At 72.5% G+C, this 17,202-nt stretch carries 14 protein-coding genes; 8 read left to right on the top strand and 6 right to left on the bottom strand.

The features are described 5' to 3' along the window. Window positions 1–2 precede the first annotated feature (2 nt). Genes SYV04_RS26680 through cheB form a run of 6 tightly spaced genes read left to right on the top strand, consistent with a single transcriptional unit; the run spans window position 3 to window position 9,244 of the window. Window positions 3–2,057 carry a chemotaxis protein CheA gene (locus SYV04_RS26680; RefSeq protein WP_321549043.1) on the top strand — a complete coding sequence of 685 codons (2,055 nt, stop codon included), beginning with the start codon at window positions 3–5 and terminating at the stop codon, window positions 2,055–2,057. Then, on the top strand, window positions 2,054–2,491 hold the full coding sequence (locus SYV04_RS26675; protein WP_321548731.1) for a chemotaxis protein CheW: 438 nt from the start codon (window positions 2,054–2,056) through the stop codon (window positions 2,489–2,491). Before SYV04_RS26680 ends, SYV04_RS26675 begins: the two co-directional genes overlap by 4 nt. Then, window positions 2,481–5,027, top strand: coding sequence for a methyl-accepting chemotaxis protein (locus tag SYV04_RS26670; RefSeq protein ID WP_321548730.1), 2,547 nt, complete (start codon window positions 2,481–2,483; stop codon window positions 5,025–5,027). Before SYV04_RS26675 ends, SYV04_RS26670 begins: the two co-directional genes overlap by 11 nt. Then, entirely contained in the window at window positions 5,024–7,378 is a 2,355-nt protein-coding gene (locus SYV04_RS26665; RefSeq protein WP_321548729.1) for a HEAT repeat domain-containing protein, read from the top strand. The genes SYV04_RS26670 and SYV04_RS26665 overlap by 4 nt, the downstream gene beginning before the upstream one ends. Window positions 7,379–7,385: 7 nt before the next feature. Then, window positions 7,386–8,210, top strand: a complete 825-nt coding sequence (locus SYV04_RS26660; protein WP_321548728.1) for a CheR family methyltransferase — start codon at window positions 7,386–7,388, stop codon at window positions 8,208–8,210. Then, window positions 8,207–9,244, top strand: a complete 1,038-nt coding sequence (cheB, locus tag SYV04_RS26655; protein WP_321548727.1) for a chemotaxis-specific protein-glutamate methyltransferase CheB — start codon at window positions 8,207–8,209, stop codon at window positions 9,242–9,244. Before SYV04_RS26660 ends, cheB begins: the two co-directional genes overlap by 4 nt. Here cheB and SYV04_RS26650 read toward each other — a convergent pair. From SYV04_RS26650 to SYV04_RS26635, 4 genes are all read right to left on the bottom strand, one after another. Continuing rightward, a complete protein-coding gene (locus SYV04_RS26650) occupies window positions 9,232–10,965 on the bottom strand; it encodes a sensor histidine kinase (RefSeq protein ID WP_321548726.1) in 1,734 nt (577 codons plus the stop codon). The two genes, cheB and SYV04_RS26650, sit on opposite strands and share 13 nt — an antisense overlap. A gap of 53 nt (window positions 10,966–11,018) precedes the next feature. After that, on the bottom strand, window positions 11,019–12,428 hold the full coding sequence (locus SYV04_RS26645; RefSeq protein ID WP_321548725.1) for a glycoside hydrolase family 1 protein: 1,410 nt from the start codon (window positions 12,426–12,428) through the stop codon (window positions 11,019–11,021). Further along, complete coding sequence (locus SYV04_RS26640; protein WP_321548724.1) at window positions 12,425–13,096, bottom strand: hypothetical protein; 672 nt, start codon at window positions 13,094–13,096, stop codon at window positions 12,425–12,427. The genes SYV04_RS26645 and SYV04_RS26640 overlap by 4 nt, the downstream gene beginning before the upstream one ends. Window positions 13,097–13,177: 81 nt before the next feature. Then, window positions 13,178–14,875 carry a sensor histidine kinase gene (locus SYV04_RS26635; protein WP_321548723.1) on the bottom strand — a complete coding sequence of 566 codons (1,698 nt, stop codon included), beginning with the start codon at window positions 14,873–14,875 and terminating at the stop codon, window positions 13,178–13,180. 254 nt (window positions 14,876–15,129) lie between these two features. Here SYV04_RS26635 and SYV04_RS26630 point away from each other — a divergent pair, with 254 nt between their 5' ends. After that, window positions 15,130–15,831: a hypothetical protein gene (locus SYV04_RS26630; protein WP_321548722.1), complete on the top strand. Its 702-nt coding sequence runs from the start codon at window positions 15,130–15,132 to the stop codon at window positions 15,829–15,831. An 18-nt stretch (window positions 15,832–15,849) separates the two neighbouring features. Here the strand turns inward: SYV04_RS26630 and SYV04_RS26625 are convergent, their stop codons facing one another. Beyond that, entirely contained in the window at window positions 15,850–16,122 is a 273-nt protein-coding gene (locus SYV04_RS26625) for a hypothetical protein (protein ID WP_321549049.1), read from the bottom strand. Between SYV04_RS26625 and SYV04_RS43800 the strand changes: the two genes are divergently transcribed. Continuing rightward, window positions 16,046–16,507 carry a transposase gene (locus SYV04_RS43800; protein ID WP_321548721.1) on the top strand — a complete coding sequence of 154 codons (462 nt, stop codon included), beginning with the start codon at window positions 16,046–16,048 and terminating at the stop codon, window positions 16,505–16,507. The two genes, SYV04_RS26625 and SYV04_RS43800, sit on opposite strands and share 77 nt — an antisense overlap. Here SYV04_RS43800 and SYV04_RS26615 read toward each other — a convergent pair. Further along, the gene (locus SYV04_RS26615) at window positions 16,504–17,067 is read right to left on the bottom strand and encodes an imm11 family protein (protein WP_321548720.1); all 564 of its coding nucleotides are present in this window, start codon (window positions 17,065–17,067) and stop codon (window positions 16,504–16,506) included. The genes SYV04_RS43800 and SYV04_RS26615 overlap by 4 nt on opposite strands. Between the last annotated feature and the right edge of the window lie 135 nt (window positions 17,068–17,202).

The following is a 17,202-nucleotide window of genomic DNA, read 5'->3' as shown; positions in this document are numbered from 1 at the left end:
GTGTGGATCTCGGGGACTTTCTCCCTGCCTACCTCACCGAGGTGGAGGAGCTGTTGGGCGCCGCCAACGCCCACCTGCTCGCGCTGGAGACCGTCATCCGCCAGGGCCAGGCCAGCCCCCGCATCGCCCGGGAGCTGTTCCGCGCCCTGCACACCATCAAGGGCCTGTCGGCCATGGTCGACGTGGAGCCCATCGTCTCCATCGCCCACTGGATGGAGGCGGCCCTGCGCCACGCCAACCAGGCCGGTGGCCGCCTCGCCGAGTCCAGCATCGAGCCGCTCATGGAGGGCCTGCGCGCCATCGAGCAGCGCGTGCGCCAGCTCGCTGACGACAAGCCCGTCTCCGCCGCTCCCCAGGGACTGCTCGAGCGGCTCGAGGGGCTGGAGGCCACCGCATCGGGCGCCTCCGCCAAGCCGCCTCCCCCCGTCTCCCTGGAGCTGGAGCCCGCCCTCGCCGCCAAGCTCGCCCCGGGCGAGCAGGAGCAGCTCCTGGCCGGAGTCACCGCCGGCCGCCGTGCCGTGCGCCTGGACTATGTCCCGTCCGCCGAGCGCGCCGCCCAGGGCCTCACCATCAACAGCGTGCGTGAGCGCCTCGGCCGCCTGGGGGAGCTCGTCAAGGTGGTGCCCCTGGCCGGTCCCACCACGGGCGGAGGCAACCTCACCTTCGTGCTGCTGGTGCTCACCGAGGCCTCGGATGCCGAGCTCCTCGAGTCCCTCGGGGGTCCTCCCGCCACGCTGCGCTCGCTGGCCTCCGTCACCCCCGCGGAGCCTCTCCCCGCGACGCCGCTGCCCTTGGATCTGCCGGTGCTGGAGGAGGAGGAGGAGGAGCCCTCCGCCGAGCCTCGCCGGGGCGGGGTGCTGCGCGTGGAGGTGGCCCGCCTGGACGATGCGCTGGAGAAGCTGGCCGCGCTCGTCGTCAACCGCTCGAAGCTCGCGCGCGCCGTGGCGGTGCTCACCGCGGCGGGCGCGCCCACGCGTGACCTGGTGCTGGTGCTCCAGGAGAACGCGCGCCAGCTCCGGGACTTGCGCGCCTCCATCCTCCACCTGCGCATGGTGCGGCTGCGGGAGGTGCTGGAGCGCATGCCGCTGCTGGTCCGTGGCCTGCGCCGCACCACCGGCAAGCAGGTGCGCCTGGAGCTGGAGGTGGGCGACGCGGAGCTGGACAAGGCCGTGGCCGACCGGCTGCTGCCTGCCCTCATCCACCTGGTGCGCAACGCGGTGGACCATGCCATCGAGCGCCCCGAGGAGCGCCGCGCCGCCGGCAAGCCCGAGGAGGGCGTGGTGCGTCTGGTCTGCCACGCGCGCTCCAGCGGCCGGCTCGAGCTGTGCGTCATCGATGATGGCCGGGGCGTGAACGCCGCCGCCGTCGCCGCGCGCGCCCAGGCACCCGTGCCCACCTCCTCCGCCGAGCTGCTGGAGCTCCTGTGCCGCCCGGGCCTCTCCACCCGCGCCGCCGCCGACGCCACCAGCGGGCGCGGCATGGGCATGGACATCGTCAAGCGCGTCACCGTGGATCAGCTCGGCGGCGAGCTGCACCTGGAGACGAAGCCCGGCGTGGGCACCACCTTCACCCTGCACGTGCCCCTCACCATCACCATCGTGGACGCCTTCGTCTTCGAGTGCGCCGCCCTGCGCTACGCGGTGGCCGTGAGCGCCGTGGAGGAGATCATCGAGGTGGACCCCGCGCGCCTCGTCCGCCCCCCGGGCATGGCCGAGGGCGGGGTGACCCTGGTGGAGCGGCGGGGCATGGCCATCCCCCTCATTCCCCTGGAGCGCCTGCTGCGCCGCGACACGGACCGCTCGGGGCCCGGGCTCAAGGCGTTCATCGTCCGGCAGCGGGGCGCCCCCGTGGCCTTCGCGGTGGATCGCCTCATGGGACAGCAGGAGATCGTCCTGCGTCCCCTGGAGGATCCGCTCGTGAAGGTGCCGGGTGTGGCTGGCGCCACGGACCTGGGGGATGGGCAGCCCACGCTGGTACTGGACTTGTCGGCGCTGGGCGCCTCGCGCGCGAGCACCGCGCGGCCCGAGCGCATGGCGCGGAGAGGTGAGGCGCAATGAGCGCGCTGCACGTGGTGTTCAAGGTCGCGGGGGCGGAGTACGCCATCCCCGCCGCCGAGGTGTTGCAGATGGAGTCCTTCACCGGCGCCACGCCCGTGCCCGGCGCTCCCTCGCACGTGGCGGGGCTGGTGCAGGTGCGCGGCCGGGTGGTACCGGTGGTGGACGCGCGAGCGCGCTTCGGGCTGCCCGCCGCGGAGCGCACGCTGGACTCGCGCGTGGTGGTGGGCCAGCTGGGCTCGCGCACGGTGGGGCTGCTGGTGGACAGCGCGCGCGAGGTGATGAAGCTCGCGCCCGAGCAGCTCCAGCCTCCGCCGCCGATGGTGGCCGAGCAGGCCAAGGGTTTCGTGAAGGCCGTGGCCCAGGTGGGCCAGCGGTTGGTGATGTTGATCGATTTCCCCCGCGTCGTCGGGGAGGAGAAGGTTCATGGCGACTGAGACTGTGACTGGCGCGCCGGCGTCCGAGGATGTCCGCGAGCTGGCCGAGAGCGCCGCGCACTCGGTGCGCGAGAGCGCCGGGGTGTTGCAGGCGGCCGAGCAACTCGCCACGCGGCTGGCCTCCGCGGGCAACGAGCAGGCCGCCGCGGCCGACCAGGTGCGCGTCGCCATCGAGGCGGTGGCCGCCAGCGTGGAGGAGACCGGGGCCTCGGTGCAGGCCCTGGTGCGCTCGCAGCGCACCGTGAGCGACTCGGCCAAGGGCGTGCAGCAGGAGGCCGAGCAGACCTCCGGCGCGCTGCAGGAGGTGACGGCCTCCATCATCGGGGTGCGCAAGGACGGCGTCGCGCTGGCGGCCAGCGCCGATGCCACCGCCGCCACCATCGAGGAGGCGGCCCGCTCCATCAAGGGCGTGGGCGCCAACGCCGAGGACCTGGCCGCCGCCAGCGAGGAGCTGCTGGCCAGCATGACGGAGATGAACGCCACGGTGACGGACGTGGTGGCGCGCAACCAGGCCAGCGCCGCGGCCACCGAGGAGGTGGCCGCCACCATGGAGGAGATGTCCAAGGGCATCTCCCGGCTGGCCACGGACTCGCAGATGGTGGGCGAGCGCGTCTCCACGGTGACCAACGCCGTGGTGGGCGTGGGCCGGGTGCTGGGCGTGGTGTCCCAGGACGCCACCGCCATGGCCGCCATGGTGGAAGAGGCGGCCTCCACCGCCGAGGAGCTGGCGCGCTCGGTGCGCGGGGTGGCCGAGCACGCCCGTACGCTGGAGACGTCCGCCGCCGCCACCGCCTCCACGGTGACGGAGGTGGCCGCCAGCGTCGAGGAGGTGGCCGCCACCGCGGAGAAGAACGCCGCCACCGTGGACTCCAACGCCGCCACCATCGAGCAGCTCGCCCGCTCCGCGCAGACGGTGGCTCGCGGCGCCGAGCAGATCAACACCCTGGCTTCCACCAGCGCCTCCGCCTCCAACCAGATGGAGACCTCTACCCGGCGCATCGCCCAGATGGCCGAGGAGGCGCGCGCCACCGGCGAGCGGGTGAGCACCACCGCGCGCGAGGGCGGCGCCACCGTGGCCCGCTCCATTGGAGGCTTCACCCGCATCCGCCAGTCCATCACCGAGTCGGCCGGCGTCATGAAGGAGATGGGGCGGCGGGCCGAGGAGATCGGCGACATCGTCCAGACCATCAACCTCATCGCCGACCGCACCAACCTCTTGTCGCTCAACGCCAGCATCGAGGCGGCGCGCGCGGGCGAGCACGGGCGCGGCTTCGCGGTGGTGGCCGAGGAGATCCGCGCGCTGGCGGACCGGGCCGCCACGGCCAGCGCGGACGTGGCGAAAATCGTCCGAGGGCTGCAGAACACCGCGCGGGACGCGGTGACGGCCACGGCGGACGGGGTGCGCGCGGCGGACGAGGGCGCGGGGCTGGCGGCGGATGCCGAGCGGGCGCTGTCCTCCATCCTCAAGGGCGTGGAGGAGCTGGGCACCACGGTGCGCGAGGTGTCGCGCGCCACCAACGAGCAGGTGCAGGCGGTGCAGTCGCTGGCGCAGTCCACCAGCCGGGTGAGCGAGCACGGGCGCCTCATCACCGCCTCGGCCGCGGAGCAGGCGCAGGCGGCGCAGGCGCTGACCCAGAGCGCGTCGGAGATGCGGCGCATGGCCAAGCAGACGACGCAGGCCACGGTGGACCAGGCCCGGGCGCTGCGCGACGCGGTGCGCTCCAACGGGCAGCTGGCCTCGGCCGCCGAGCAGGTGTCGCGCGCGATGCAGGAGCAGGCCACCGCCTCCGGGGAGCTGGCGAAGACGGCCATGCAGATGCGCACGCTGGTGCAGCAGGTGAGCTCCGCGGTGGTGGCGCAGAGCAAGGAGGTGGCGGGCGTGGGCGGGCTCGCGCAGGAGGTGGCCAGCGCCACCCAGCGCACCCTGGCGGGGCTGGCGGAGCAGGCCAAGGGCGCCACCGAGGTGGCGAAGGCCATGGAGGACACGCGCAAGCAGGTGGCCCAGGTGGCCAAGGCCGTAGGTGAGCAGGCGCGCGCGGTGCGCCAGAGCGAGACGGCGGCGCGCCAGGTGGCCAAGCTCGCCGCGGAGGTGACTCGCGCCACCGAGGAGCAGGGCCAGGCGCTCAGCGCGCTCACCCGGGGCGGCGAGGAGGTGCGGCGCATTGCTCGCCAGACGGCGCGCGCGCTGGAGGAGCAGTCCGAGGCGCTGGGGAGCCTCTCCCTCTCCGCCAACCGGCAGGCAACGGGGGTGGCATCCGTGGCGCGCGCCACCGCCGAGCAGGCCGCCATGAGCGAGCAGATCGCCCGCGCGGTGGAGGACATGCGCGGCCGCTCCCGGGAGATCGCCACCAGCACGGCGCAGCAGGCCCGCGCCACGGCCACCACCGCCGGCGAGGTGCGCGAGGTGACGGCGCGGCTCACGCAGCTGTCGCGCATGCACACCGAGCAGGTGGAGCAGCTGTCCCGACTCAGCGGAGTGCTGGGAGGCGCGTGGAGGCCGGAAGGCAAGCCGGCTCGCGCGGTGGAGCAGGCGTGAGGGCGCCAGGTCATCCGCTGTCGCTGTCGGCCGAGGACCGCGCCCGGGTAGAGGCGGTGGAGGCGCTCGCGCGCCGGGGCTCCGCCGGCCTCGAGGCGCTGCTCAAGGACATGGACACGCCGAGCTGGGCGGTGCGCCGCGCCGTCATCGGCGCGCTGGCCCGCATGGGCACCCCGGCCGTGGCGCCGCTGTGCGAGGTGCTCTGCCACCGGCGCGACAGCGAGGCCCGGCTCGCCGCGGCGGTGGAGGTGCTGGTGGCCTCCACCGGCGAGGTGGACGAGCCCGTCATCACCCTGGGCGAGGACGCCAACCCCGCCGTGGTGTGCGATGTGGCGCAGGTGCTGGGCAGGCGGCGCAGCCGGCGCGCCGTGCCGCTGCTGTCCCAGCTCACGCTGCACCCGGATGACAACGTGGCGGTGGCCGCCATCGAGGCGCTGGGCCGCATCGGCGGCGGGGCCGCGGTGGACGCGTTGCTGGCGGCGCTGGGCAGCGGCAACTTCTTCCGCATCTTCCCCGCCATCGACGTGCTGGGGCGCTCGGGGGATGCCTCCGTCGTGACGCCCCTGCTGGGCCTGTTGTCGGACCCCTTCTACGTCACCGAGGCGACGCGCGCGCTGGGCCGCGCCGGCCAGGAGGCGGCGGTGCCCTCGCTGGTGGGCCTGCTGCTGCGGGGCAATGACGCGGTGATGCGGGTGGCGGCGGTGGCGCTGGTGGAGATTCACGAGGCGCAGGTGCAGCGCTTCGGTGGCACGCGCGTGGTGCAGGCGGCGCTGCGGGTGCGGCCCGAGCTGGGCGAGCTGGGGCGGCGGTTGGCGCGCTGCCTCGCGGGCGCGGACGCGGCGGAGAAGGCCGCCCTCTCGCGGCTTCTGGGCTGGGTGGGGGGGCCGGACGCGGCGGCGGGGCTGCTGGCGCTGCTGGACGCGGAGCCCACGGTGGCGCGCGCGGCGGCCAGCGCCCTCATGGAGCTGGGCCCCGAGGCGGACGCTCCCATCCTCCAGGCCCTGCGCGAGGGCGACAGCGCGCGGCGCATGGTGCTGCTGCCGCTGGTGGCCCGGCGCGCCACGGCCGTGCCGGACGTGGTGCTGTGCCTGGAGGACCGGGACGCCGCGGTGCGGACCCTGGCGGCCGACACCCTCTCCCGGATTGGGGACCCGATGGCCGCGCGGCACCTCTTCGAGCGGCTGGGCGATGAGGATGCGCGCGTGGCCCAGGCGGCGGTGGGCGCCATCCAATCGCTGGGCAGCGAGGAGACGGAGGAGCTGGCCCTGTCCGCCGCGCGCTCGGCGGACCCCCGCCGTCGCCGCGCCGCCCTGCGCATCGTCTCCTACTTCGGCTACCCGCGCGGGTTGGACGTGTTGCTGCACGCCATGCGCGAGCAGGACGAGCGGCTGCGCGACGCCGCCATCTACGGCCTGCCCTTCATCGATGACCCGCGCGCGGTGGATGCGCTGCTGGAGGCGGCGCGCCACGAGTCCGAACGCACGCGCGCGGCGGCCATGCGCGCGCTGGGGCAGACGGACAAGGAGGCCCGCGTCACCTCGTGCCTGTTGGGCGGGCTCAACGACAAGGACCCGTGGGTGCGCTACTACGCGTGCCAGTCGCTGGGGAAGCTGAACGAGGAGGCCGCCGCGGACGCCATCGTCGCGCTGGCCAATGACGATGCGGGCCAGGTGCGCGTGGCGGTGGTGGACGCGCTGGCGCACCTGCACACCGAGAGCGCGCTGGCGGCGCTGCGCCGCGCGGCCAGCTCGGATGACTCGGACGTGCGCCGGGCGGCCCTGCTGGGCCTGGGTGTCTCCAAGCGGCTGGACGCGCTGCCGGTGCTGCTGGAGGCGGCGGGCTCGGGAGACCCGGCCACGCGGCTGGTGGCCCTGTCGGCGGTGGCCGAGTACGACGCCTCGGAGACGGTGCCAGCGCTGCTGCGCGCGGCGGGAGACCCCGACGAGAGCGTGCGCAGCGCGGCGGTGGGCTTCCTGGCCACGCGCGCGGGCATGGCCGCCACGCAGGCCCTGGTGTCACTGCTGGGGGACCCGTCCCTGAGAGATCGGGTGGTGAGCGCGCTGGCGCTGCCGGCCGAGGGTCGCATCCCCGGGCTGCTCACCGCGCTGGAGGCGGCCGACGAGCTGGTGGCGCCGCTGCTGGTGGCCGCCCTGGCCCGCATGCAGCGGGCGGACGCACGCGCGGCGCTGCTCACCGCGCTGGGCTCGAGCAGCCCCGCGGGCCGACGCGCCGCCGCGGCGGCCGTGGGGGCCCTGGGCACGGTGGAGGCACGTCAGGCACTGGAGCGCTCCGCTGCCCATGACGAAGACTCCGAGGTGCGACGGGCCAGTCTCCTGGCGCTGAGTCGCTGAGCCGGCCATGCCCTCGCTGCCGCTCCTACCGCCGGTCTTCACCCTGCTTGCCGATCTCATCGAACGGCATTCGGGCATCCACTATGGGCTCGGGGACCGCGAGCTGTTGGAAGACAAAGTCTCCATCCGTGCGCTGGAGGCCGGCTTCGATTCGCTGTTCGACTACTACCTCTTCCTGCGCCACGACCCGAAGGGGCCCGCGGCGCTGGATACCCTCATCGAGGGGCTGGTGGTCCACGAGACGTACTTCTTCCGGGACGCGCTGGCCCTGGAGGTGCTGGCCGATGACGTGGCGCTCGCGGTGCGTGCCGGCAGGCGGCCCCGGCTCTGGTGCGCGGCGTGCTCCACCGGCGAGGAGCCCCTCACGCTGGCGATGATGCTGCATGAGCGCGGCGTGCTGGATGGGGTGTACCTGCTGGCCAGTGACATCAGCCAGCGTGCCCTGGATCGCGCCCGGCGCGGCGAGCACAACCTGCGCTCGCTCCGGGCGCTGCCGCCGGGCGTCGAGGGGCGCTACATGGACGTGGTGGACGGCAAGCCCCACGTGCGCTCGGACCTCCTCGCCTCGGTGACCTGGCGGCGGGTGAACCTGACGGACGCGGCCACCATCGCCGAGCTGGGCACCTTCGACGCCGTCCTCTGCCGCAACGTGCTCATCTACTTCCAGGACGACACGGCGCGGCGCGTGACGGAGCTGCTCACCGGGGCGCTGGTGCCGGGAGGCCACCTGCTGGTGGGCACCTCCGAGTCCCTGCTGCGCTTCGGCACCGCGCTGGAGTGCGAGGAGCGGCGCGGCGTCTTCTTCTACACCCGCCCCAAGGAGGGTGCGTGACGGACTCGACCATTCGCGTGCTGGTGGTGGACGACTCCGCCTTCGCGCGCAAGGTGCTGCGCCAGGTGCTCTCGAGCGCGCCTGGGCTCACCGTGGTGGACACCGCGCGGGACGGGCTGGATGCGCTGGAGAAGATCTCCGAGCTCCAGCCGGACGTGGTGACGCTGGACCTGGTGATGCCGGGCCTGGACGGGCTCGGGGTGCTCAAGTCGCTGGCGGGGGCGCCCTCGCCGCGCGTGGTGGTGGTGAGCAGCGCGGGAGAGGAGAGCGAGCTGGCGGTGTCCGCGCTCCAGGCGGGCGCGGTGGACCTGGTCCACAAGCCCACGGCGCTGGCCACCGACCGGCTCTACGAGCTGGGCGAGGAGCTGGTGGCCAAGGTGCGCCTGGCGGCGCAGGCCCGGGTGCGCCCGCCCGTGAGCGGGGAGCCGGTGACGAAGCCCGCGCCGGTAGCGCCCGCACGCGCCTGGAAGCGGCTGGTGGTGGTGGGCACCTCGACGGGCGGACCCGCGGCGCTCACGCGGCTCTTGAGGGACCTGCCCGCGGACTTCCCCTCGCCGCTGGCGCTCGCGCTGCACATCCCCGCCGGCTACACGGAGGCGCTGTCGCGCCGGTTGGACGGACAGAGCGCGCTGGAGGTGCTGGAGGCGGAGGATGGGATGGAGCTGCGGCCCGGGCGGGCGGTGCTGGCCCGGGCGGGGCTGCACCTGAAGGTGGAGCGCGAGGGCGAGCGCGCCTGGGTGCGCCTGGACCGACTGCCGCGCCAGATGCCGCACCACCCCTCGGTGGACGTGCTCTTCCAGAGCGCGGTGGCGGGCTGGGGCGCGGACGTGGTGGGCGTGGTGCTCACGGGCATGGGGGACGACGGGCTGCAGGGCGCGGAGTCCATCCGCGCCGCGGGAGGGCTGGTGCTCACCGAGTCCGCTGACTCCGCCGTGGTGTACGGCATGCCGCGCGTGGTGAAGGAGGCGAAGCTCTCCCACGCCAGCGCGCCGATAGAAGAGATGGCGGCCCTGCTCGGGCGCTACGCGCGCTGAGGCCCCGCGGGCGAGGGGCGCCGCATCAACTCCAGGGCCGCGGGCGGCATGCGCGGCAGCCGCACGGTGAAGGTGGTGCCCTCCTCGATGTCGGAGCGCACCTCGATGGTGCCCCCGTGCGCGCGGACGATCTCCTGGACGATGTAGAGCCCCAGCCCGTAGCTCGTCTTCACCGTGCGCGCGGTGGTGGGGCCGGGCCGGAAGGGCTCGAAGATGTGGGGCATCAGCTCGGGCGGAATCGGCTTGCCCTGGTTGTGTACCGCCAGCAGCACGTGCTCCTTCTCGCCGGTCGCCGTCAGCGTCACCTGGGTGTCCGGCGGGCTGTACTTCAGCGCGTTCTCCAGCAGGTTGGAGACGACCTGGGCCAGCCGGTCGGGGTCCCACGTCCCGGTGGCGGGCTCGCCCACCTGCTCGCACAGGACGCTGCGGTCCGGGTAGGCCACCCGGAACTCGTGCGTCACCTTCTGGAGCAGCTCGTGCAAGTCACAGCGCCGCGGCTCCAGCGTCACCCCGCCGCCGAGCCGGGCCCGGGCGAAGTCCAGCAGCAGCCGAGTGAGCCGCTCGATGCGCAGGGCCGCCGAGGTGATGCGCCGGAAGGTGCGCTGCTGCTCCTCGGGCGGCGGGCCGCCCAGGGCCATGATGCGCGCCCAGGAGATGATGGCGCCCAGGGGGCTGCGGATGTCGTGGCTGATGATGTCGGTGAGCTGCTCCTGGAAGTCGAAGGCCCGGCGGGACTCCTCGGCCACCCGCCGCTCGTGGGTGATGTCGCGCAGCGCGCCGAGCACCCGCTTGGGCAGCCCATCCTCGGACAGCACCCGCGCCTTGGCGCGCACCCAGCGCGGCGCGCCCCCCGTCACGTAGACACGGAACTCCACCTCGAAGTCCGAGAAGTTCTGCAGCGCGGTGGACACCTGCCGGGCAAAGCGCCCCTGGTCCTCGGCCAGCACCCGCTGGAAGAAGGACTCATAGGTGTCGCCCGGCACGCCCCCGAGGATGGAGGCGACGTTCTCGGACCAGCGGATGCGGCCCTCGTCCATGTCCCAGTCCCAGATGGCGACCTGGGCGGTGTCCATGCACAGCCGCAGCCGCTCCACGTTCAGCGAGCGGTCCTCCTCCACGTTCTGGTGGCGGGTGATGTCGCGGGAGACGCCCACCAGCCCCAGCACCTTGCCCTCTCCATCCTTCAGCGGGCCCTGGGTGGACAGCCACACGCGGGTGCCCGAGGGGGTGGCCTCCAGGGTCTCGTACGTCAGCGGCTGCCCGGTGGAGAGCACCTGCCGGTCCCGGGCGATGGCGGCGGCGGCGGCCTCGGGGGAGAACAGCTCCGCGTCGCTGCGGCCCACCACCTGCTCGACGGACCGCCCCAGCACGCGGGCCCCCGCGGGGTTGATGAACTGATAGCGGCCCTGGAGGTCCTTGGCGAAGACAGGGTCCGGCAGGCTCTCGACGAGGGTTCCCAGGGGGAGGCCGCGCGGGACCGGGGCCGGGGTGGGGGTCTTGGGCGCGAGCGCCGGGGTGGGGGGCGGCGCCACCGGGGTGGGAGCAGGTACCACCGGGGCGGCGACGGGCTCCACGGGGGCCTTGCGGCCGCGTCCAGCCTTCTTCGGACTGGCTGCGGGCACGGCGGCGGCGCGCCGGGGGGCGGAGGAGGGGGCCGGAGCCGGGGGGGACTCCGAGGAGGGGCGCCGGGGGGAGCGCTTCTTGGCGGGAGGCTCGGACATGAGGGAGTTCAGCTCATCGTCAACGCAACACCACCACGACAGAGGCCCGGAAGCTAGGGGCTGGGAGTAAGTCCCAGGTTCCGGGCAATCTCCTGGAAGGTGGCCACGGCGGGGGTGTCCTGGCGCGTCTTCTCCGGGCTGGCAAGGTCCACCGAGAACAGACCGAACTTCGGCTCATACCCTTCGGCCCACTCGAAGTTGTCCAGCAGGCTCCAGTGGAAGTAGCCGCGCACATCGGCCCCGGCCGCCCGCGCCTGCTCCACGGCGTAGATGTGACTCTGCAGGTAGTAGGGTCGACGCTCACCCGTGTGGTCCGCCATGCCGTTCTCGGTGACGAGCAGGGGCAGGCCGAGCTTCGCGTACCGGGTGAGGAACAGGTAGAGGCCTTCGGGGTAGAGGTCCCACCCCAAGTCATTCTTCTCCCGGCCCCGAGGCACGTACTGACGCGACAGGGAGGGCTCACCGAAGTACTGCCGCACGTAGTCGCGCGTGTAGTAGTTGATGCCGAAGTAGTCGATGGAGCCCTTGAGGCCCTCCACCTCGCGGTCCAGGCTCACCGAGCCGGGGATGGACAGGCGGATGCGGCCGGTGCGCAGCGCCTCGGGCACGCTTTCGTTGAAGAAGGCATCGGTGAGCCCCGCCACGGTGGTGTCCACCGCGGAGCCGGTGGCCGGCTGGAAGACGCGCACATGGTGGGCCAGGCCGATGCGGGTGGCGTGGCTGTCTCCATCCGCGTCCACCGTGTCCTTCTGGCGCAGCTGGCGGGCGGCGCGGGCGTGGGCCTCGATGAGGTGGGAGAGCACCGTGGCCGTGGCCTTCTCGTCCTGCCGCCCGGGAGGCCACTCGGCGTCCAGATAGCCCAGCACCGCATACACGTTGGGCTCGTTCACCGTGCACCACCAGTCCACCTCGCCGCCCATCGCCTCGGCCACCCGCGCCGTGTATGCCTCGAAGGCGTCAATCGTGGCGGGGTTCTCCCAGCCGCCCGTGTCCACCACCCAGTTGGGCAGGGTGAAGTGGTAGAGCGTCACCAGCGGGGTGATGCCGTTCTGGCGCAGCGTGCGGGCCCACTGCGTGTAGCGCGCCAGGGCCTCCTCGTCCCAGGTGTCCTGGGTGGGCTGCAGCCGGCTCCACTCCAGGCCGAAGCGGTAGGCGTTGGAGCCCAGCCGCTGAATGAGGCGCACGTCCTCGTCGAAGCGGTTCCACGAGTCGGTGGCCTCACCGGACACCGTCCCATCCTTTATATGCGGGCGGCCGTCGGGCCACTGGCCGCGCTCCCACGCGGACCACTGGTTCTCGTTGCCACCCTCCACCTGGTGGGAGGAGGTGGAGGTGCCCAGCATGAAGCCCGGGGGCAGCCCGGCGCCGAGGCGGGCGGCGCGCACCGCGTCCGGGTCGAAGCGGGGCCGCTCGCTGCACGCGGTGAGCAGCAGGGGCAGGGCGAGCAGGAGGCGGCGGCTCACGGCGTGGCTCCAGAACGGGAGGAGGGAGGAATGCCCACGATTCCCACGGTGAGCATGGCGCTGCGGGCGCTGCTGAGGCGGAAGGCGAAGCCCTCCACCAGCAGGGCTACCCGGGGCGAGAGCGGAATGCGCGCGTGGGCCCGCGCGCCCAGGGGCAGCACATAGGCCAGGCCCACCGGGCCGTAGGTGGCGCCCACGTGCGCGGGCACCATGCCCTGCTGGTCCAGCACGGCCGCATCCAACGTCACCTCGCCCAGCCGGTAGCGCCCCTTCACCGAGGGCAGCACCTGGATGAGGGGACTGCCGGGGTAGGTGGCCTGGAGCACGGGGCCTGCGAGCACGCTCCAGCGCTCGCCGGTGTAGCCCAGGCGTGCGCTGAGCGCGTAGCTGCTCTGGGGGCCGCCGCGCTCCAGCGGCACCAGGGAGAGGAGCCCGGCCTCCGCGGTGAAGCCGCCGAAGAGGTAGTGGCCGCTGGTGCTGTTGAGGAAGAAGGCGTCGTCCCAGCCTCCACCCTCGAAGCCGTAGCCGCCGACGAGCAGGCCCACCTGGGTGCGGACCTCATTGACGAGCAGGCGCGCTGGGGGCGCATACGGCTCGGAGGGGGGCAGGCCCTGGGCCCGCGCGGTGAGGCTGGCACCGAGGACGAGAGTGAGGAGCAGGGCGCGCATGAAGAGGCCGGCACGATACCCTGTTGGCACCGTTGCCTGTTGCCTGTCCTGCTGCGTCAACCGGCCCTGGCCGGCCCCGGCTCAGGAGTGAAGGGGGCCCTGGGTGTCGCCCGGCTGGGTTTCCTGCCCGGGCACGTAGGCGGGCAGGCTGAAGCGGAAGGTGCTGCCCTGGCCGGGGGTGCTCTCGGCCCAGATGCGGCCGCCGTGCGCCTCGATGAGGCCCTTGGCGATGGCCAGGCCCAGCCCCGCGCCCCGGCTGGCCGAGTCCTTGGCCTGCCAGTACCGGTCGAAGATATAGGGCAACTGCTCGGCGGGGATGCCGTGGCCCGTGTCCCGGACGTAGAAGCACACCGCGTCGTCCTTGAGCCGCACGCCGGCGGTGAGGTGGCCTCCCTCGCCGGTGAACTTCACCGCGTTGCCCAGCAGGTTGCCGAACACCTGCAGCACGCGCGTCCGGTCGCAGCGCACCCGGGGCAGGCCCGCGGGCAGCTCCACGGTGAGGTTGAGCCGCTGGGCCTCCGCCAGCGGGCGGATGCCGTCGATCGCCTCCATCACCAGCGAGTCGGTGTCCTCCACGTTCAGCTCCAGCCGCAGCCCTCCGGCCTCCAGCCGGCCCCAGTCCAGCAGGTCGGAGATGAGGCGCAGGGCGCGCTCCGTGGCGTCGCGCATGCGGCTGGCGTGTTTGACGACGTGCTCGTCCCGGGGCACGCCGGGCCGCTCGCGCAAGAGCAGCGCCGAGCCGAGCTGCACCACGCTCAGGGGGTTGCGCAGGTCGTGGGAGACGACGGCCAGCAAGTCTTCACGGGCGCGGGTGGCCCGGCGCGACTCACCGAAGAGGCGCGCGTTGTCGATGGCGAGGCTGGCGCGCTGGCACAGGTCCTCGGCCAGGGCCAGGTCCTCGGGACCGTAGCGGCGCTCGGAGTTCGAGGCCACGAAGGTGACGGCGCCCAGGGTGTTCCCCCGCGCTCGCAGGGGGACGATCATGTACGAGCGCGCCTGGAGCATGGACAGCAGGGCGGGATGGGAAGGCTCGGCGGCGGCGGCGCGCAGCAGCGAGTCCGTTACGGCGGGCACCAGCTCGGGCTCACCGGTGCGCAGCACGCGCAGCAGGCCGATGGGCGCGTCCATGCGCAGCTCCTGGCGCTGGGGCAGCGCGCGGGCCTGTTGCTCCTGGGTGGGGTCCAGGCAGGCGGAGGCCACGCGGGTGACCCAGGCGTCGTGCTCGAGCGCATCCACGAGGCACCAGTCGGCCAGGTCCGGCACCGCCAGGTGCGCCAGCAGGGTGTACATGCCCTGGGGGTCTGGCGGGTGGGCGAAGAGGGTGCTCATCGCCTGGTAGAGGAAGGAGCGGCGGCGCTCGGCGGCTTCGACCTCGGCGCGGGCGGCCTGCTCCAGCTCCAGGGCGCGGGCGTGTACGGCCTCGGCCTCGGAGAGAGGGCGGGCGGTGATGAGCACCCAGGGCTTGCCGGCCTCTCCGGGCACGGGCGTGAGCTGGAAGGCGTGGAGGCGAGGGCCCTCGGGGGCGGGCCAGGACAGCTCCAGGGTGGAGGGGGTACCGGTGGCGAGCGAACGCGCCCACTCGGACTCCAGGCGGGCGAGCACCTGGAGCTCGGCTTCCAGCTCGCCCCAGCGGCGGCCGAGCAGCTCTCCGGACTCTTTGCCCAGGGCGCGGGCCCCGGCGGCGCTGATGGCCTGGAGTCTGCCCGTGTCGTCTACGAGGTAGGCCGGCTCCGGGAGGGCATTGAAGACGTGGGACCACCTATCGGGCTGCGGATTCATTGCCTCACTCATTCCCACTCTGCCAGAGAAGGCAGCCGGAGAGTGCTTTGTTCCATGGCGCCCTCCACTGAGTCCAGGGGCTTGCCAGCCTGGATGGAGGGTCTTTCCGGTTAGCGAACAGATCCCCGTCCACGGTTCCGGACGGCCCGTCTCGCGCCGTGGACTCCGGGAGCCCCATCCCGCTCTGACTTCCGGCTGGCGCGGTTCCTGCTCTGCGTCACCGGGCGGTCCAACCCCCTCCAAAGGAAGAAGTCATGCTGCAGACGCGGGAGCTGAGTGCGGGCAACACCCCCAACCTTCATACGATGACGCTCGATCAGGTGCGCGACACCATTCTCCAGTGCCTGATGCGGGGCCCTGCTGGCCACTACGAGATCGGCGAGATCTACGACCACATGGTGCTTTACCGGCGAGCGGTGAACGAGGGCTACCGCACCACGCGCGAGTACTTCCGGCAGCATGTGCGGGTGCTCTCTCATGCCACGCTGGTCCGGTTCCGCGCCGTCTCGCGAACGTTCTCCCGGGAGGTCTGCGAGAAGTACGGCATGGCCAGTCTGGGCGCCCTGCTGGAGTACTGGCGAGTCGCCGTCGTCCCCGAGAACCGGCGGGAGCCGGGCGATACGCCCATCCAGATTCCCCGGAGGGGCGGGCTGACGATGACGAAGCCCTTCGCCGACTGCACGATGGAAGACCTGCGCCAGGCCATCCTCGGCGAGCGCGATCGGCGGAGCAGGACGCCGCAGGAGCGCTATGCGCAGGCCTTCCAGCGCTACTGCGACACGCTCCGGCAGTACCTCGCGGAGAACACCCAGAACCCGGTGAAGCTCTACGCCCGCACCGACAGGCGGGGGTGGAGCGCTCGCCTCCTGCTGCGCGACATCCGGGTGGAGGACATGGAGCAACTCACCCAGGCGCTCCAGCGGGGCCTCAAGCCCTCTCCTCGGGCCATCGAATAGACATCAAGCCCACCCCTTTCAAGGTGTTGCGTAGTGGCTCCTTGAGAGGGCCCGGGAGAGCAGCCGGGTATTCTGTTTGCCATTCATGACAAAGGGGCGGCCTTCCTCATCCGTGAGCATGGCGTTTCTCCTCACCCGGAGCCGGTAGGGGCTCTGCAGGAGGTGGGCCGAGTGGAGACGGGCGTCGTGTTCGAGCAGGTCGTTCAGATTGAGGATGGAACAGGACGGCACCTGCCTTTGCGCCGCATTGAGTTGCACTTGGATGAGCCAACCGAGGATGGAGACCGTCATCCGTCTGTTGACGAACGCGCCTGCCGAGCGCCTGGGAGCGCAACAGGTGGCGAGGCTGTACCGCCACCGCTGGAGCATTGAAGGCATGTTCGGGCGTTTGGAATCCGTGCTCCACAGCGAGGTGCGGACGTTGGGCCACCCACGAGCCGCGTTGCTGGCTTTGGGTGTGGCCGTCATGGCTTGCAACCGCGGGGCTCGAGGTGTCCTCCGATTTCGTTGCAGGCGAGGTGAAGGCCACCTACGGCGCACCACCGGGCCCGAGTTGGAGCGCTTCGAGGCAGCGCCACCGGACCGAGCTGGAGCTGTCCGACGTGCAGGGCTCCACCAGTGCTCGACCGGCCCGAGTGATCGAAAACGGGCGCCGCCTCCCCGGGGCCCGGACTAGACCTCCTCAAACCTCGTGCCCGTGGCGCCCATGCCATCCAATGCGGCCTTGATTTCCTCTGAGACGATCAGCGGGCCCGTCCATCCCTCGCACCGGAACACCTTGGCGCTTCCCACCTTGGCCTTGTCGATGCGCAGGCCCCGCACGGAGGCATAACGACCGACCATGTCTGGGAGCCCGTCTTCATGAGTCCAGAGCTGGATCCGGGATGCTGTTTCGTCGATACAGCGGATGAGGCACGTAGCAACGAGGATGAGGTACTGCTCTGGCTGGCCCTCTACGTCCACGGGGATCAGTTGCACATCATCCGGGGCCAGCTCCGCGAACATGGACGCGACCCGAACATGGACCACCGGGATCATGATGCCCGCCTCCGTGAAGTCCAGCGGCGCTCCCGCAATCTCGATGGGTATTCTCAACCGTTCCTTGGTGTGGACGGGCGTTCCGCGCATGAACTGATCGTCATCCATTTTGAGGCCCTGACCATCCCTGGGCATCCCCAGAGCCCAGCGGTGCGGGAGTTCTACGGCGTCAGATAGCTGAAAAAAGCGCTTCGGCATGGGGCCATTTATAGGCTCTCAGGAAAGTAATGTCAGGGCTGGCGGGATCGGAAGCTCCGAACTCTGCCACAGGCGGCGCAGGAAGGAGTCGTCCCGGCAGATGGCGTCGAGCTCAGCCTCGACGACTGCTGCAAG

Source organism: Hyalangium ruber (assembly GCF_034259325.1).
Classification (GTDB): domain Bacteria; phylum Myxococcota; class Myxococcia; order Myxococcales; family Myxococcaceae; genus Hyalangium_A; species Hyalangium_A rubrum.
This window is presented reverse-complemented; position numbering and strand designations above follow the sequence as displayed.

What these genes read in the sequence shown, in the direction of transcription:
- SYV04_RS26615 (WP_321548720.1), bottom strand. Translation starts at nt 17,067, where the DNA reads ATGCCGAAGCGCTTTTTTCAGCTATCTGACGCCGTAGAACTCCCGCAC.
- SYV04_RS26660 (WP_321548728.1), top strand. Translation starts at nt 7,386, where the DNA reads ATGCCCTCGCTGCCGCTCCTACCGCCGGTCTTCACCCTGCTTGCCGAT.
- SYV04_RS26640 (WP_321548724.1), bottom strand. Translation starts at nt 13,096, where the DNA reads ATGCGCGCCCTGCTCCTCACTCTCGTCCTCGGTGCCAGCCTCACCGCG.
- SYV04_RS26630 (WP_321548722.1), top strand. Translation starts at nt 15,130, where the DNA reads ATGCTGCAGACGCGGGAGCTGAGTGCGGGCAACACCCCCAACCTTCAT.
- SYV04_RS26675 (WP_321548731.1), top strand. Translation starts at nt 2,054, where the DNA reads ATGAGCGCGCTGCACGTGGTGTTCAAGGTCGCGGGGGCGGAGTACGCC.
- SYV04_RS26650 (WP_321548726.1), bottom strand. Translation starts at nt 10,965, where the DNA reads ATGTCCGAGCCTCCCGCCAAGAAGCGCTCCCCCCGGCGCCCCTCCTCG.
- SYV04_RS26635 (WP_321548723.1), bottom strand. Translation starts at nt 14,875, where the DNA reads ATGAATCCGCAGCCCGATAGGTGGTCCCACGTCTTCAATGCCCTCCCG.
- SYV04_RS43800 (WP_321548721.1), top strand. Translation starts at nt 16,046, where the DNA reads ATGGAACAGGACGGCACCTGCCTTTGCGCCGCATTGAGTTGCACTTGG.
- SYV04_RS26670 (WP_321548730.1), top strand. Translation starts at nt 2,481, where the DNA reads ATGGCGACTGAGACTGTGACTGGCGCGCCGGCGTCCGAGGATGTCCGC.
- SYV04_RS26625 (WP_321549049.1), bottom strand. Translation starts at nt 16,122, where the DNA reads ATGACGGTCTCCATCCTCGGTTGGCTCATCCAAGTGCAACTCAATGCG.